14 protein-coding genes are annotated in these 16,666 nt (G+C 46.0%); 6 read left to right on the forward strand and 8 right to left on the reverse strand.

What is annotated here, in order from left to right:
* Window positions 1–31: 31 nt before the first annotated feature.
* The gene (locus tag Q4Q46_RS05080; RefSeq protein WP_106648819.1) at window positions 32–655 is read right to left on the reverse strand and encodes a c-type cytochrome; all 624 of its coding nucleotides are present in this window, start codon (window positions 653–655) and stop codon (window positions 32–34) included.
* Between the two features lie 168 nt (window positions 656–823).
* Here Q4Q46_RS05080 and yihA point away from each other — a divergent pair, with 168 nt between their 5' ends.
* The gene (yihA, locus tag Q4Q46_RS05085; RefSeq protein ID WP_006079362.1) at window positions 824–1,483 is read left to right on the forward strand and encodes a ribosome biogenesis GTP-binding protein YihA/YsxC; all 660 of its coding nucleotides are present in this window, start codon (window positions 824–826) and stop codon (window positions 1,481–1,483) included.
* Window positions 1,484–2,753: 1,270 nt separating this feature from the next.
* Here yihA and polA read toward each other — a convergent pair.
* Window positions 2,754–5,519, reverse strand: coding sequence for a DNA polymerase I (polA, locus tag Q4Q46_RS05090; protein WP_311905387.1), 2,766 nt, complete (start codon window positions 5,517–5,519; stop codon window positions 2,754–2,756).
* A gap of 387 nt (window positions 5,520–5,906) precedes the next feature.
* Between polA and elbB the strand changes: the two genes are divergently transcribed.
* Entirely contained in the window at window positions 5,907–6,569 is a 663-nt protein-coding gene (gene elbB, locus Q4Q46_RS05095) for an isoprenoid biosynthesis glyoxalase ElbB (RefSeq protein WP_311905388.1), read from the forward strand.
* 80 nt (window positions 6,570–6,649) lie between these two features.
* Here the strand turns inward: elbB and glpG are convergent, their stop codons facing one another.
* From glpG to Q4Q46_RS05120, 5 genes are all read right to left on the reverse strand, one after another.
* Complete coding sequence (gene glpG, locus Q4Q46_RS05100) at window positions 6,650–7,495, reverse strand: rhomboid family intramembrane serine protease GlpG (RefSeq protein WP_311905389.1); 846 nt, start codon at window positions 7,493–7,495, stop codon at window positions 6,650–6,652.
* Window positions 7,492–7,797: a thiosulfate sulfurtransferase GlpE gene (gene glpE / locus Q4Q46_RS05105; RefSeq protein ID WP_006084745.1), complete on the reverse strand. Its 306-nt coding sequence runs from the start codon at window positions 7,795–7,797 to the stop codon at window positions 7,492–7,494. Before glpE ends, glpG begins: the two co-directional genes overlap by 4 nt.
* A gap of 153 nt (window positions 7,798–7,950) precedes the next feature.
* On the reverse strand, window positions 7,951–8,976 hold the full coding sequence (gene tdh / locus Q4Q46_RS05110; RefSeq protein WP_006079369.1) for an L-threonine 3-dehydrogenase: 1,026 nt from the start codon (window positions 8,974–8,976) through the stop codon (window positions 7,951–7,953).
* A gap of 11 nt (window positions 8,977–8,987) precedes the next feature.
* Entirely contained in the window at window positions 8,988–10,181 is a 1,194-nt protein-coding gene (locus Q4Q46_RS05115) for a glycine C-acetyltransferase (protein WP_311905390.1), read from the reverse strand.
* A 287-nt stretch (window positions 10,182–10,468) separates the two neighbouring features.
* A complete protein-coding gene (locus Q4Q46_RS05120; protein WP_113940155.1) occupies window positions 10,469–11,116 on the reverse strand; it encodes a TetR/AcrR family transcriptional regulator in 648 nt (215 codons plus the stop codon).
* A gap of 142 nt (window positions 11,117–11,258) precedes the next feature.
* On the opposite strand from Q4Q46_RS05120, the gene waaA reads away from it, so the two are divergent.
* The gene (gene waaA / locus Q4Q46_RS05125) at window positions 11,259–12,521 is read left to right on the forward strand and encodes a lipid IV(A) 3-deoxy-D-manno-octulosonic acid transferase (protein ID WP_311905391.1); all 1,263 of its coding nucleotides are present in this window, start codon (window positions 11,259–11,261) and stop codon (window positions 12,519–12,521) included.
* Window positions 12,522–12,547: 26 nt separating this feature from the next.
* Here waaA and Q4Q46_RS05130 read toward each other — a convergent pair whose 3' ends face one another.
* Window positions 12,548–13,303 carry a 3-deoxy-D-manno-octulosonic acid kinase gene (locus Q4Q46_RS05130; RefSeq protein WP_311905392.1) on the reverse strand — a complete coding sequence of 252 codons (756 nt, stop codon included), beginning with the start codon at window positions 13,301–13,303 and terminating at the stop codon, window positions 12,548–12,550.
* A 98-nt stretch (window positions 13,304–13,401) separates the two neighbouring features.
* Between Q4Q46_RS05130 and Q4Q46_RS05135 the strand changes: the two genes are divergently transcribed.
* From Q4Q46_RS05135 to Q4Q46_RS05145, 3 genes are read left to right on the forward strand one after another with little or no spacing between them, the layout of a single operon-like run.
* The gene (locus Q4Q46_RS05135; protein WP_311905393.1) at window positions 13,402–14,457 is read left to right on the forward strand and encodes a glycosyltransferase family 9 protein; all 1,056 of its coding nucleotides are present in this window, start codon (window positions 13,402–13,404) and stop codon (window positions 14,455–14,457) included.
* 18 nt (window positions 14,458–14,475) lie between these two features.
* The gene (locus Q4Q46_RS05140; RefSeq protein ID WP_371824913.1) at window positions 14,476–15,567 is read left to right on the forward strand and encodes a hypothetical protein; all 1,092 of its coding nucleotides are present in this window, start codon (window positions 14,476–14,478) and stop codon (window positions 15,565–15,567) included.
* On the forward strand, window positions 15,558–16,643 hold the full coding sequence (locus tag Q4Q46_RS05145; RefSeq protein WP_311905395.1) for a glycosyltransferase: 1,086 nt from the start codon (window positions 15,558–15,560) through the stop codon (window positions 16,641–16,643). The genes Q4Q46_RS05140 and Q4Q46_RS05145 overlap by 10 nt, the downstream gene beginning before the upstream one ends.
* Window positions 16,644–16,666: the final 23 nt, after the last annotated feature.

Raw genomic sequence — 16,666 nt, forward strand, 5'->3', positions numbered from 1 at the left:
GATAATACACCCCTTTCTTAACTGACTAAGATTACTTCAGGCTAGAAAGATACTTAGATAGTGCGTCGATATCGCTATCGCTTAGCTTTTTAGCCACATCTTGCATCATGCCGTTCAGGTCATTATGACGACCCGCTTCACGGAATTTTGTCAGTTGGATCTTGATGTAGTTGGCGTGTTGGCCAGCCAATGTTGGGAAGCCTGCAAGTTCAGCGCCTTTACCATCTGGGCCATGACATGCCATACAAGCGGTAATACCACGGGAAACATCACCACCTTTGTAAAGTTTAGCGCCTAACTCAGGGATATCTTTTGCTTCAGCCACTTGGATTGCTTGGCTAGAAAAATATGCAGTAATGTCGAGAATATCCTGATCGCTTAGAGGCATTGCCATGCCACTCATGATAGGATCCATACGACCGTCTTTACCGCCAGTTTGCGCTGCACTACGGAAATCATGTAGTTGCTTTTGGAGGTAAGTGGCGTGTTGGCCCGCAAGTTTAGGGTACATATCGATCATACTGTTACCGTCCATACCATGGCAGGCTGAACAGACAATGATTTTCGTTTTTCCCGCTTCAGCATTACCTTCAGCAATCGCAGGTGAAGATATGGCGGCAATTACAACAGACAGCGCAAGAGCTAGCTTTTTCATGGCGTTCCAACTTCTGGTTAAGATTATTATCCTGAGCTTACTAGGGTGACCCGCAAGCGTGGTAAAATATGATTAATGTGATCGGAGTAATATTTTACACGAAAACGTGGAAAAGTAAGTAATTCTTCATAAATTATGGTATTGCGTAGAAAAATTTCGGAGTAAATAGTGACTGAATCTCGTATAGATTTTCGTAGGGCAAAGTTTTTAATCAGTGCACCTGACATTGCACATTTGGATCAATATCTGCCCGGCGATGTTGGAGTTGAGATTGCATTTGCTGGCCGCTCTAATGCTGGAAAGTCTAGTGCACTCAATGCATTAACTGAGCAAAAAAGTTTAGCAAGAACCAGTAAAACCCCTGGCCGAACTCAATTAATTAACGTATTTGAGTTAGATGCTCAGCGTCGTTTAGTTGACTTACCTGGCTATGGTTTTGCACAAGTCCCGCTTGCGTTGAAAAATAAATGGCAGCAGGCATTAGGTGAATATTTGCAAAAACGCGCTTGTTTAAGTGGCGTGGTTGTCTTGATGGATATACGTCATCCACTAAAAGATCTCGATATGCAGATGATCGAGTGGGCGGTTGCCAGTGAAATCCCTGTGTTAGCTTTGCTGACGAAGTCAGACAAATTAGCTCAAAGCGCTAAGATGAAAACGGTAAATGAAGTGCGTCTGGCGTTGAGTGAGTTTGGTGACTGGGTACAAGTTGAGCCTTTCTCATCGCTTAAGGGAACCGGTAAGCCTAAAGTGTTGGCTATTCTAAATGAATGGTGTCATCCGCAATGGTTGACTGATGAGTTAGATGCGGCGAACAACGCCGAATAATATTGCCTGTTTTGGCATACATGGTCGAGTTTGACTGTGTATGCCACCCCTCTGTTTTTCCTGCAATGTTTACTTATCTTTCCCTCTTGTTAAGCTTTTATCCCTATTAACTTTTCGTCAATTTCAGGCAAAAAAATAGCCGATGACAGTGTCATCGGCCAAAAATATTAGCTCTTTTGGGGAGAAGCTAAATTCAACAAGACTCAAGCACCACCAAATTAGCTTCAATGGTTCTCAATGAAACTAGCATACAGCCAATTTACTTTTTATTAAAGTAAATACTCTAAAATTTACCTAAAGTCTGAAAAAAGAGCAAAAAAAAGCCTCAGCAAACAAGTTGCTGAGGCGCCAGAATTTGGCTCATCACTATAAGTGAAATAAAGGTCTGAAAGATAGAACATCTTAACCTCTGTACCCTACGCAGAGAATATTACTCCATTTATCTTTAAATGGAAAACAGTTTTTTCAAAAAAGAGGTAATTATGTGCGCTTGATCTCAGGTTGTGAGTGAAAAAGCATCTTAAATTGATCTTAAAATTTCATTAAAAATGCTTAATCGGCTGATTTAACGGGGTAATCCGAAATTTATATACAAAAGAGATCAATATTTGAGATTTAATGTTTTTACTCTAAATCCGGCTTAATGTTTTAGTGTACGCGTGAGAGAACAACCGTTATGACTACTTTTGAGCATATATAGCTGGCTTTAACGCCGTTTCGATTCGTGTAATCACACCCTTGAGTCTCCATCTGCTGCGGCAGTGTATCGATGAGCTCTACTGCTAAATGAATCAGGTAAAGATTGTTTGGTAGTGAGTTATGCATGTTGCTGCCGATGAAGTTGCATCGTACTTAATGCTCTAGTGTTTGTGGGGAAAGGAATGTTTAGTTGCGAGTCATGGTTTGTGTCGTCTGTTAAGTTGCGCTGCGCTTAACGAACTAGCGTGTTCGGAATACAAATTTTTTGGCTGTGAGTCATACATTATGCCGCCAGTTAAGTTGCGCCGAACTTGATGGTCTAATACGTGCGGAGTCGAGATTGCTTCGTTGAGAGTCATACATTGTGCTGTCTATGCAGTTTTTCTTAACTTAATGGTCTGATTTGTATTGTGAAAGGATAATTTGCGCACAGTAATAAAAGGACTCAGTTTTGATGTGCTTAGAGGTGATTAAGACGGGAGAGAGCTAACCCGAGCTCAAAATATTGAACTCAGGTTAGCTTTATTTACTTTAAATCATATTGATAGTGCTAGTTTTGATGTCACTAAGGTTAGTGGGCTTCATCCCAGTTATTACCAATGCCCGCTTCGGCAAGCAGCTCAACATCGAGATCGGCGGCTTGTGCCATCAAGGTGCAGATTGTCTTTTTAAGCGCTTCTGCTTTATCTGCATCGACTTCAAACACCAATTCATCGTGAACCTGCATGATCATAGTGATTTCGCCTTGGGTTTCTGTCTTGATCCACTGGGCAATATTGATCATTGCCTTTTTGATGATGTCGGCAGCCGTGCCTTGCATTGGCGCGTTAATCGCAGCACGTTCAGCACCTTGGCGGCGCATCGCATTACGATCACGGATTTCGGGCAAGTAGAGGCGACGACCAAACAGAGTCGATACATAACCTAAGTCGGCAGCTCCCGCACGTGTTTCTTCCATATAACGTAATACGCCAGGATAACGGGCAAAATAAGTGTCGATATAGGTTTGTGCTTCGTGGCGCGGGATATCGAGCTGACGTGCTAAGCCAAAGGCTGACATGCCGTAAATTAAGCCGAAGTTAACCGCTTTGGCGCGGCGACGCTGTTCTGTGGTCACGTCCTCAAAGTCAGTACCAAACACTTCGGCAGCCGTCGCTCTATGAATGTCTTTACCCTCGGCGAAAGCTTTGAGTAAGCCTGCATCTTGGGATAAATGCGCCATGATCCGCAGTTCGATTTGCGAGTAGTCGGCGGCTAAAATTTTACGACCTGCGGGGGCGATGAAGGCTTGGCGTATGCGACGGCCTTCCTCGGTGCGGATAGGAATATTTTGCAGGTTAGGCTCGCTCGATGATAAGCGCCCCGTTGCAGCATTAGCTTGATGATAGCTAGTGTGCACGCGACCCGTTTTAGCGTTGACCATTAGTGGCAGTTTATCTGTATAAGTGCTCTTTAATTTAGATAGGCTGCGATGTTCGAGGATCACCTTTGGCAGAGGGAAATCTAACGCCAATTCGACCAAGACTTCTTCCGCGGTTGATGGTGCACCCTTAGGGGTCTTTTTGGTGATCGGGTAACCGAGCTTTTCAAAAAACAATACTTGCAGTTGCTTAGGCGAACCAAGGTTAAATTTCTCACCGGCAATGTCGTAGGCTTTTTCTTCTAAGGTATCGATTTTACGCGCCAGCTCGTCGCTTTGCTGGCCGAGTAACATACTGTCGATTAATACCCCTTGGCGTTCAATATCTGACAATACTTGGATCAGCGGCAATTCGACTTCGGTAAACATAGCGGCAAGTTCGGCTTCTTTCTCAAGTCTTGGCCACAAATGTTGGTGTAAACGCAGTGTAATGTCGGCATCTTCGGCCGCATAAGGTGCCGCCGTCTCCAGTGGAATTTGGTTGAAGGTCAGATGTTTTGCACCTTTGCCAGCAATTTCTTCAAAACTGATATTTTTATGGCCTAAGTACTTGAGCGCTAAGCCATCCATATCATGGCGCGAAGCCACTGAGTTGAAGACATAGGATTCGAGCATAGTGTCGAAAGCGACGCCCTGCAGTTTGATGCCTGCATTGGCTAAGATACTGATGTCGTACTTAAGATTTTGACCGACTTTCTTAAGTTTTGGATCTTCAAGCAGTGGACGCAGTTTTTCTAGCGCGACGGTTTTATCGATTTGAGTCGGTGCGCCAACATAATCATGGGTCAAAGGCAGATAAGCGGCTTTTCCTGCCTCAACGGCGAAAGATATCCCGACTAATTCTGCCACCATGTAATCTAAGCTGGTGGTTTCAGTGTCTACCGCCATCAAGTCGGCTTGCTTAAGCTTAGCAATCCAAGCGTCTAATTCGGCTTCCGTGAGAATGCAGTCGTAGTGCGTTGCAATCGCTTCGACTGGAGTTGAGTCTTCCTGTGTCTCGGATGCCGCATCAATTGAAGTATTTGCAGTGATTTTATTATCTAAGACTTCGGCTAACCAACGCTTAAACTCCATCTCGCCGTAGCATTTGATCAGTTCATCTTTGTCCGCGGGCTTGATGGTGAGTTCGTGCCAGTCTTGCTCAAGTTCGACATCGGTTTTGATGGTGGCGAGTTCGTAAGAAAGCTTGAGCATGTCGGCATTTTCAATGATCTTCGCCGCCATGGTTTTAGAACCCCTAAAGCCGAGCTCGGCGACTTTTTCGGGTTCCGCTAATAAGTTACTCACGCTGCCGGCTCCTGTGAGCATAGCGAGCGCTGTTTTCTCACCAACGCCGGGCAAGCCGGGAATGTTATCGGCCTTGTCGCCCATCAGCGCGAGCAAATCTATGATACGGTCTGGACCAACACCAAATTTAATCGCGACTTCTTCTGGGCCCATTATGGTGTCAGTCATAGTGTTGATGAGCGTGACGTTCTCATCGACTAACTGCGCCATGTCTTTATCGCCAGTGCTGATAAGCACTGCACGGTTTTCTAAACTGGCTTGGCGAGCAATAGTGCCGATCACGTCATCGGCTTCGACGCCGGAAATCGAAATCAGTGGTAAACCCAGTGCGCGAATAATGCGGTGTAAAGGTTCGATTTGCGAACGTAGATCATCAGGCATTGGTGGGCGCTGTGCTTTGTACTCGCTGTACATGTCATTGCGGAAGGTTTTGCCCTTGGCATCGAACACGACTGCGATATGGCTTGGCTGATAGCGAGTCAGCAAGCTGCGTAACATATTCACTACGCCATAAACGGCACCGGTTGCTTCGCCCTTTGAGTTTGTCAGGTGAGGAGGCGCATAATAAGCGCGATATAAATAAGAAGATCCATCCACAAGCACAAGTGGGTTTTTAGCGACGGTTGGCATAAGTATTTTTCGTTTATCGATGACTTAGATGGCGCTAAGCATGCCACAGAAGCACTATTTCAGCCATGGCAAAATGACTCCCAGCCTGTGGATAAGTCTGTGAGTGAAAAAGTCAACTGAGAATAATGGCGATGACTACGGCTTAGTGCGATATTTTTAAGTTGTTGTTTTTTATATTTATAAAAGATTTGTGTGAGTTCAATACTGTTTCTTAAAAAATCTTCCAAATTTGTGGATTTTTTATTGACTCCGTAAAATACATCTAAGGATTGGCTTAATTTTCGGCACCCGTCAGATTCGACGAATTAAGTTAGCACGATTTTTAATCAGATCAACTAGTTTGTTTGTAGTTTGTTAAAACTTAATGACATAAGAAGGATATTTTTAATGAAAAAAGTCGCAGTGTTACTGAGTGGATGCGGTGTTTTCGATGGAACAGAGATCCATGAATCGGTTTTAACGCTTTTATGCTTATCCAAAGCGGGGGTTCACTACCAATGTTTTGCGCCTGATATCAAACAGATGCATGTGGTAGATCATTTCACTGGCGAGGTCGATGCTGCTGCAAGTCGTAATGTGCTGGTGGAGTCGGCGCGTATCGCCCGTGGCGAAGTTAAAGCGACCACAGAATTAGCTATCGCCGAATTTGATGCCTTGATCATTCCCGGTGGTTTTGGTGCGGCAAAAAATCTGTGTAATTTTGCGACGAACGGCAGCGAGTGTGAAGTGAACCCGCTGGTCACTGATTTTATTAATGAGTTCATCTTGGCGAAAAAGCCCGTTGGCTTTATCTGTATCGCCCCTATGATGATCCCGCGTTTATATCCCCATGGTGTAAAAGGCACTATCGGTAATGATAGCGATACTGCCGCGGCGTTTAATTTGATGGGTGGAGAGCATCAAGTCGCCACTGTGCATGAGATCGTCGTGGATGAAGCCAATCGGATTGTCAGCACTCCCGCTTATATGTTGGCTGGAAGTATTGCTGAAGCGCATTCAGGCATCGAGAAGCTGGTTGCTAAGGTACTGGAGATGACTGACGCGCGTTAGGTTTGTAGAAGTGTAAGAGCGCGTCATTGAACCAAGATAAATCCCATGCGTTCTTCTGGATTTATCTTGGTATAACGGGATTAGATTGAGCTTGAGGACTTGCGGCTATCGAATAAACCTTGGGCTAACCCTATGAGTAAGCCACCAATGTGGGCACCGTTCGCAACGGCAACCCCTAGAATATCCGTGAATCCCAATGCCAACCAAATCATCATAAAGGCCATATATGATGGCGGTAAGCCTATACCTGCCACAGGTTTACGTATCCCTATGATCCAAGTGTAGCCCACCACGGCATACACAACGCCGGATAGCCCGCCAAAGTTAGGTCCACCGACATAATATTGGATGACGTTTGGCAGTGTGCCCGCCACAAACAGCAAGATTAGCAATGGTGCTGTGCCGATTCGGGTTTCGATTTTACCGCCTAAATACCACCACCAGAGCAAGTTAAAGATGACGTGCATGGCTGAAAAATGCAGCAGGCTCGGAGTGAAAACGCGCCAGAATTGACTGAACTCTGAATTTGGTACCGCGCCAAAATAGGACAGTGCTGCGTAGGTTTGGTTGACGAACCCTAAGTTCATCGCCGCAAAAATGAGTACGCAAACCGCAAAAACGATCAACGTGACTGGGCCTGCGCCGGTAATGAATTGGGTAAACAACTGTAGCGAAGGGGCACCGTAATCTATCTTAGTTTGGGTATCGCCGTGTTCCCACGAGGCTTGCAGATATTTACTGTCGTAGGGATGAGCCATGAAATGGGCAAACTCTGTGCGCGCTTGCTCCAGATCTTTGTCATGGATGACGAGAATGGCGACACCTTGCTCCAGCGGCTCAATTTGGCAGTCAATGTGTTCACCTTTGAGGTAATCGACAAATGCCTGCGCGGCTCTACTGTTGGGGAGTCGGCCAATTTCTATCATGCATTTGCCTCATGCCAGGCGCTATAGCCGCCGTCTAGACTGTAAACGTCATCAAACCCTTGCTCGCATAAATACTGTGCCGCATTTTGGCTGCTCATACCGTGGTAACAAACCACCACTAGCGGGCTGTCCATATCGGCTTGGCTAATAAATTGCGCTAGGTTTTCGTTATTCAGGTTAGTTGCACCTGCAATATGGCCGTTGGTGAAGCTATTGCCATCGCGGATATCGACGATTTGCACTGGCTGTGCTTCGGTCATTTGCAGCAATTGATTAACGCTTAAGTGTTTAAAGGAAGACATAATAAAACCTGACAGAGCTAAGAGATGGAAATCAAGATGGGATAAGTGTGCAACAAGGGGCTGCGAGTGTACAGCCCCATCGATACCCAAGCTATCTGAAGATACGAATCCTGCATCTTCAGGTCGTTTGGGTATAAGTAATGCTCTGCAGGATTAATCCCAGCTGAGGATCACTTTACCCGATTGGCCCGAGCCCATAGCGTCGAAACCTTGTTGGAAATCATCAATCTTGAAGTGGTGAGTGATGATAGGCGAAATATCTAAGCCTGATTGGATAAGGCTCGCCATCTTGTACCAAGTTTCGAACATTTCGCGGCCGTAGATGCCTTTAATGACCAAACCTTTGAAGATCACTTTGCTCCAGTCAATCGCCATTTCGCCACCAGGAATACCCAGCATAGCGACTTTGCCGCCGTGGTTCATGGTATCTAACATGGCGTGGAAGGCTGATGGTACGCCAGACATTTCTAAACCGACGTCGAAACCTTCGGTCATGCCCAGTTCTTTCATCACGTCTTTCAGGCTTTCTTTAGACACGTTCACTGCGCGAGTCGCACCCATTTTTCGGGCCAGCTCTAAGCGGTATTCGTTAACGTCGGTGATCACCACATGGCGCGCACCTACGTGACGACATACTGCCGCAGCCATAATGCCGATTGGGCCTGCGCCTGTGATCAATACGTCTTCACCGACTAAATCGAAGGATAATGCTGTGTGTACAGCGTTACCAAATGGGTCGAAGATTGACGCTAAATCATCGCTGATGTCATCAGGGATTTTAAAGGCGTTAAAGGCGGGAATCACTAAATATTCCGCGAATGAACCTTCACGGTTTACACCGACACCTGAAGTGTTACGGCATAAATGGGTGCGGCCCGCGCGGCAGTTACGGCAGTGGCCGCAGGTGATATGGCCTTCGCCAGACACGCGGTCGCCAATCTTAAAACCACGCACTTCTTGGCCGATATCAACCACTTCGCCTACATATTCATGGCCAACAACCATAGGGACTGGAATGGTTTTTTGTGACCACTCGTCCCAGTTGTAGATGTGCATGTCGGTGCCACAAATCGCCGTTTTTTTAATTTTGATCAGCAGATCGTTGTGGCCCATTACTGGCTTAGGCGCATCGACTAACCAAATACCTTTTTCGGCTTTTAACTTGCTTAGTGCTTTCATTGTCTTAAGTCCTAAATAATGCCCATTTCTTTGGCAATACGGGTAAAGGCGGAGATCGCTTTGTCGAGTTGCTCACGGGTATGTGCCGCTGACATTTGCGTACGGATACGGGCTTGTCCCTTAGGAACTACTGGGAACGAGAAGCCAATAACATAAATATGTTCTGCTAATAAGCGGTTAGCAAAGTCGCCCGCCAGTTTCGCATCGCCAATCATCACAGGGATAATCGCGTGGTCGGCGCCGCCTAAGGTAAAGCCAGCTGCTGACATTTGCTCACGGAAATAACGGCTGTTTTCCCATACGGCTTCGCGCAGGGCTTGGCCTGATTTCAGCATTTCTAACACATGGATAGACGCAGTCACGATTGACGGCGCTAATGAGTTAGAGAACAGGTAAGGACGTGAACGCTGGCGTAACCAGTCGATGACTTCTTTTTTACCCGAAGTGAAACCGCCCGATGCGCCGCCTAGTGCTTTGCCTAAGGTGCCTGTGATGATGTCGACTCTGTCCATCACATTGCAATATTCGTGCGTGCCACGGCCGTTTGCGCCGATAAAGCCCACAGCGTGAGAGTCATCGACCATCACTAGTGCGCCGTATTTATCGGCTAAATCACATACGCCTTGCAGGTTAGCAATCACGCCGTCCATCGAGAATACGCCATCGGTGGCGATCAAGATGTTACGGGCGCCTGCTTCTTTCGCGGCGATCAGCTGAGTTTCTAAATCGGCCATGTCGTTGTTGGCATAGCGGAAACGCTTTGCTTTACATAAACGTACACCGTCGATGATAGAAGCATGGTTTAACGCATCAGAAATGATGGCGTCTTCTGCATCTAACAAGGTTTCGAATAGACCTGCGTTCGCATCAAAACATGAAGAGTACAGAATGGTGTCTTCAGTGCCGAGGAATTCGCTCAGGCTAGCTTCTAGCTTTTTATGTATGTCTTGGGTACCGCAAATAAAACGTACTGATGCCATACCAAAGCCGTGGCTGTCTAAACCCTGTTGGGCGGCTTTGATTAGCTCGGGGTGATTCGCTAGGCCTAGGTAATTATTCGCGCAAAAGTTAACAACTTCTTGGTGATTAACTTGAATGGCAGTCTGTTGTGGTGAGGCAATAACACGCTCGCTTTTATATAAGCCTTCGGCTTTGATGTCTGCAAGTTGTTGATTAATCTGTGCGTAGAATGAGGTAGAGGCCACCTGATATCTCCTTAGTTAACTTTATTCTGATTTTGGGAGTGGCGGCATTCTAACTCTAAACCTAATCGGCCTACAGCCTTTTTTTCATGCAGGTTCGCAAGATAAACGAGTTTAGGGCTAAAGTGGGTTTTACATTATAAAAACTAATGTGCAACATAAGTTTGCCACTGTTTGGCTGAGTCTTCTTTTAAGGGATGTAGAGCGAAAAACGGGCTCGCACTCAGTACTATAATTGCTTTGAGTTTAGCTCCGAATGCGAGTTCCCAACATAGGTGTTTGGGATGATGCTAGAGGGATTCTTGACTCGCTAGCGCGTGGTAATGTTGCTCTAGGCGAGTAAACGTTGCGACGGATGTCGGGGTTGCATAGGCTTTGAAAATCATCAGCACCCTTAATACGCCTTCATAAAGTGTCGCTTTAGTGATGGTCGATGTGCTGGATTGCGTGAGTTGGTAACCAATCCAAAAGCTGACGATCATCTTAATGGTATCCGCCAGTGGCGTGATTTTGTCAGCATCGACACACAGAAATCCATCTTGTGTGAGTTTATGCAGCACATGGCTTGAACGCGTTAAGACTTGCTGCTGTGCGTGCAAATAGCGTTTTTTTAGTTCTTCATCGCGGGCGAGAATATCCGCAAGATTGGCGTACATAAAACGGAATTGCCACAAGGTATAGAACATAGCATCGAAGTAGCCGATTAACAGTTCTACATCCACTTGCTTATCTTCATAGGGTTGGAAACCCGATTCGAGATGATTCTCATATAAGCTGAAAATACAGCGGATAATGTCTTCTTTATTGCGAAAATGGTAATAAAGATTCCCGGGACTCATATTTAAGTGAGCGGCAATGTGATTGGTGGTGATGTTTCTTTCGCCATGCTCGTTGAACAGTTCAAGACTGGCATAGATTATTTTGTCGCGGGTTTTCATAAGTTATCCAAATTGCTAGTGAACGCCACATCATAGATAGAGTTAACCAACGACCGCCATACTGCTGGTAAATTATCCCTAATTTGGTGCATATGCTAACATTGCCGCCATTCATCAGGCAAAACTCATAAGCACGTTTTTAATGAATCGTTTTCTCTATTCCACGATCTTATATTTATTATCCCCTTTGCTAATCGTCTATTTAGCATTTCGTGCTATCAAAAGTCCCGATTACCGTGGTCGTTGGGGGGAGCGTTTTGGATTAACCCAACTAAAATCGACGGATTTACTGATCCATTCTGTGTCTATGGGGGAAACGCTCGCGGCAATCCCCTTGATCCGTTTGATTATGCAATCACACCCTGAGCTAAGTATTACGGTTACCACAACCAGTCCAACAGGATCTGCGCAGGTGCGCAAAGCCTTTGGTGACTCAGTGCAACATTGTTATTTGCCCTTTGACTTACCTTGGTGCGTGCGGCGTTTCTTGCGCCAAGTCTCACCTAAATCTTGCATCATTATGGAAACCGAACTGTGGCCTAACTTGGTTGCTGTTGCTGCCAAACGCGGTGTGCGCTTGATGTTAGCGAATGCTCGCTTATCGGCCAAGTCGGCGGCGCAATATACTAAGCGCCCTAAACTCAGTCGACCTATGTTGCAACGACTCGATGTTATTGCGGTGCAGACTCAAGTAGAAGCGCAACGTTTTATCGAGTTAGGAGTATCGCCGGACAGAGTGACAGTATGCGGTAGCTTGAAATTTGATCTCAGTATTACGCCTGAGCGTTTAGCTAATGCCAAGCAGTTGCGTCAGGCTTGGGGGCGTGAAACCTCGCCGATTTGGGTTGCTGGCAGTGTGCATCCTGGAGAATTTGACGCCATGCTCGCCGCCCATAGGCAATTATTGGCTCTGTGGCCCGATGCCTTGCTGATTATTGCGCCGCGTCATCCTGAGCAGTTTTCTGCCATTGCTGAGGTTGTTGCCAGCCAAGGTTTTGAATTAATTCGTCGCAGCAGTAATCTTCCTGTGACGGCAACGACTCAAGTGCTGGTGGGCGATACCATGGGTGAACTTCTGACTTTTTACGGCGCGGCGGACCAAGCCTTTGTCGGTGGTACGCTGATCAATAATGGTGGCCATAATCCCTTGGAGCCAGTCGCTATGGGCGTGCCTGTTATGGTGGGGCCGAACCATTGGGACTTTGCCCAAATTACCCTGATGTTGGCGGATGCTGGTGGGTTAAGGGTTGTCACTTCGTCGGATGAACTGGCGGCTAACTTGATTGCCTATTTTGCGAAACCTGAATTGCGCCAGCTGGCAGCAAACGCGGGATTGGCAGTGGTTGAGGCAAATCGCGGTGCCTTGCAACGACAATTTCTTCTCGCGCAATCATTAATCAATTAATTCAACAAGATAATTTATTTAGTGGTTCAGGCGCTTTGCATCGCCGCTTGATAGCCCAGCAGCAGTGATGACCAGTTATCGGCAGTGAAGGCAAGACTTGGCAGTTTGCCTTGTTCTTTATTAAAGGAGCGTAACAGTCTGTCTAGATTCGATTGCTGCCATTGCGGGCTCGGTATTTTTAACTCACCGCGGTCGAAATCGATAAGATAAAAGCGCTCTGGCGTTATGGGTGCAGTTTGCGCAGGCTGAAACAGAATGTTTTTGGCATTGAGATCGGCGTGGTATACACCGCGCAGGTGGAATTGGGCGATAGTTGCTCCCAACGCCTGCCATTGCTCAGTGCTTATTATCCCTTTGCTGAGTTTAGCGACTAAATCTTCGGCGCCTTCGACCCGTTCGATAATGATATCGGCGCGGTAAAATAATCCATCGCGTACTATGTTGGCGGCAATCGGCTTAGGTACGGCAAAATTTTCGTGATACAAAATGTTTAATAAGCGTAACTCACCCATGGCGCGGGTATTTTCGAGGCCAGTATAAACGTAAGCGTCTTTGCTGAATTTCTCCATTAAGCCGCCACGCCAATAATGCCGCAATACCCAATGACTGTGCTCAAATGCCACAAACCAAGTGGTGTAGCGGCCTTTTGATGAACCGACGACAGCATTTTTAGCTCGCCAAAAATCCACCGAGAACCACGCGGGATCGATATCTGTTGGTGTATCTTGGCAAAGCGCCATGTGACCTTGGGCGGTTTTTATGAGCTGTATCTGAGCATTCATGGGAGATTTGTTGACTTAAGCGTGGCACCTAGGACCATTCTACATTAAGATCCTTAGCTTGCGCCAAATAACCTTAAGAGCTTTTAGCTTCAATCCCAATGAGTTTAAATCCCAATACCATGAATTCCCTTTGTTTGCTGCGCTTATCCGCTATCGGTGACGTCTGTCATGCCGTGGCTATGGTGCAGGCGATTCAGCGGCAATACCCCGAGCTCAAAATCACATGGGTGATCGGTAAACTCGAATATCAATTGTTGAAGCATTTACCTGGTATTGAGTTTGTTATTTTTGATAAATCTCAAGGATGGCGCAGCTATTTTAATTTGCGTAAGGCCTTAAAAGGCCGACGTTTTGACGTGCTGCTGCATATGCAGGTTGCGCTACGTGCAACCTTGGCTTCATTAGCCATTTCGGCAAAGGTGCGCATAGGTTTTGATCGTGCCCGCGCTAAAGAAGGCCAGTGGCTAGTGACGAATCGTAGGGTTGAGCCCTTGGCCAAGCCCCATGTGCTCGAAGGATTTATGGGCTTCGCTAAGGCGATTGGCGTCAAGGATCTCACTCCCCAATGGCATATTCCTGTACCCATTGCGGATACTGAATTTGCCCAGACGCAGATTAAAGATAATGAAAAAGTCTTTATCATTTGCGCTGCCGCGAGTAAGGCTGAACGTAACTGGTTGCCCGAGCGTTATGCTGCCGTCGCGAGTCATGCGATTGCTAAAGGGTTTAGAGTCATGCTGTGCGGTGGCCCAACTCAGCTTGAGAAGGATTTAGCCGAGCAAATCTTGCAGGCTTGCCCTTCTAAAATCGATAATTTAGTGGGCAAAACCAGTCTGACTCAACTCTTAGCGCTGCTAAAACGCGCCAGTTTAGTGTTAGCGCCAGATACCGGTCCTGCGCATATGGCGGTGACCCAAGGCACGCCAGTCATTGGTTTATATGCCCATTCCAATCCCGGGCGCACGGGTCCGTATTTATCGCAGCAATATGTGGCGAGCGCCTATGATGAGGCCATCAGGTTGCAGCATAGTGGACAAATTAAGTGGGGAACTCGCGCTAAAGGCGAGCATCTAATGTCATTGATTAGCGTTGAAGCCGTAATTGAGATGTTTGAGCTGGTGGTGAATGATAGTCATGTATCAAATGGAATTTGAGTGTATTAAAGGATATTTATGACAGTCAAAACGGCCACTAAATTTTTATTTATTCCCGTATCGTCGGCTGAGGGCATTGGCGAATACATGAGATCAATGATCATCGCCGATGAGGTTAAACGACTGTGGCCGAGCGCTGAGATTAAATTTATTTTGAGTCAACAGGCACCCTATGCGGCTCAATGCCCTTATCCGGCAGTGCTACTTGAAGATACGCCGACTAAACAAGTCAAAGCGGTGAATCAAATCATGTCTGATTACCTGCCCGATATAGTATTGTTCGATGCTTCTGGGCGTAAATCACAGTTAGTCCATGCCCATAAACTCGGCGCTAAGGTCATATTTCTCAGCCAGCACAAGCGTAAGCGTAGCCGTGGAATGAAAATTGGCCGCGCTTTAGTGACGGATTGTCATTGGGTCGTGCAACCAGAATTTGTGATCGGTCCTATTAGTTGGTTAGATCGCCTGAAGCTGAAACTCATTAATAAACCCGCGCCTTTGAATATAGGTCCAGTCTTTACCCAACCCGATGCAAGCACCCAAGCGGCATTATTAGCGCAATATCAGCTAACGCAAAATGAGTTTGTATTATTTAATGCGGGTTCTGGTGGACACAAGGTAAATGGCGAATTAGCCGCAGATATTTTTGCTCAGGCCGCTCATGAAAGCTATAAAGCATCTGGCATAACAAGTGTCATGGTTTTCGGCCCGAATTATCCTAAATTATTGCCTAATTTAGCTGGCATTATTTTGATCTCGCAACTTGATAATCAACAGTTTATAAATCTTCTCGCAGCCTCTATGGCTGCTGTATTGGGGGGGGGCGATACGCTTTTACAAGCGATTGCGCTGCACAAAGCAATATTAGCCGTACCCATTTCAAAAGATCAGTCCAATAGGATTGCTGCTTGCAAATTAAAACAGTTAGTTATGGCATGTACGGCTGAATCGAGCGAAATACAAGATGCGGTTAAAGCGCTAATAAAAAAAGTAGAAAACAATGATGGATATGAATTGCAATGTAAGGCCAGTGATTTAAATGGTTTAAATGTCGCAATTCGTGAGATTCACAATGTATATGATCGTTTAGGAGATAAATCATGCGGATAGCCATTGCCATTGATAGTTTAGCGGGTGGCGGAGCCGAAAAGGTCATGATTACCTTAGCCAAGCAATTTATTCGCTTAGGACATGAGCCGCATTTTTTAGTCATGGAAGATAATCGCTATTATGAAACCCCTGAGGACTTACCCGTTCATCAATGTTTTGCGCCTAAGGATAAAGATTTCGACCATTTTGGGCGATTGAATGCTTCGGTTCACAAACTCATCACAAAAATTGCGGAAATTGAATCTCAAGTGGGCAAGTTCGATTTGTTTTTATCTAACTTAGATAAAACCAATTTGATGATGACCAAAACAGGTGTTTCACCGCTTTATGTCATAGTCCATTCCTCTGTGGAAGAAGAGTTGAGCCGTCAGTTTAAACTCGGCCCCTTCGCCTATTTAAAAAAGCTGAGAGCCAAAAAAGCGCTCAATGGCCAGCATTTGATTACCGTCTCAAATGGCATAGCACAGGAGATTAAAGATCGAGGTCGTTTGCATCCAGCATCGATGCAGACTATCTATAATCCATTTGAGTTTAATGAAATCACATCTCAATCACAGCAAGACAATCCGCAAATTCCTCAGGGTGATTATCTTATTCATGTCGGTCGCTTTGCTAAGCAAAAACGCCATGATGTACTGTTTCAAGCCCTCAAGCTAACGCAAAATCAGCTTCCCGTGGTGCTCTTGTGCCACAACCACAAGAAAGCGATAAAAGCGGCGAAAAAGTTCGGTATTGAGAAACGCTTAATTATTCCCGGTTTTCAAAGCAATCCTTTCCCTTGGATTAAGCAGGCTAAGGCATTAGTGCTTAGTTCCGATTTTGAAGGTTTGCCGACAGTCTTGATTGAGTCATTAGCGTGTGGGACGCCTGTGGTGAGCACTGATTGCCCCCATGGACCTAGTGAGATTTTAACGGGGAATTTAGTGCCGTATCTTGTGCCGCGTCGTGATCCTGCTGCGCTAGCAAACATGATAGATGAGGTTGTTAGCCTGCCGCCATCTCTTGAACAGGTGGACATTTTGGCAAAAGTGGATGCTACGATAATAGCCGAGCAATATTTAGCGTTGGCAAAATAATTAAATTGTTTGAGTTGTTGGGG

Origin of the sequence: Shewanella vaxholmensis, assembly GCF_031932135.1 — a bacterium.
Lineage (GTDB): Bacteria > Pseudomonadota > Gammaproteobacteria > Enterobacterales > Shewanellaceae > Shewanella > Shewanella hafniensis.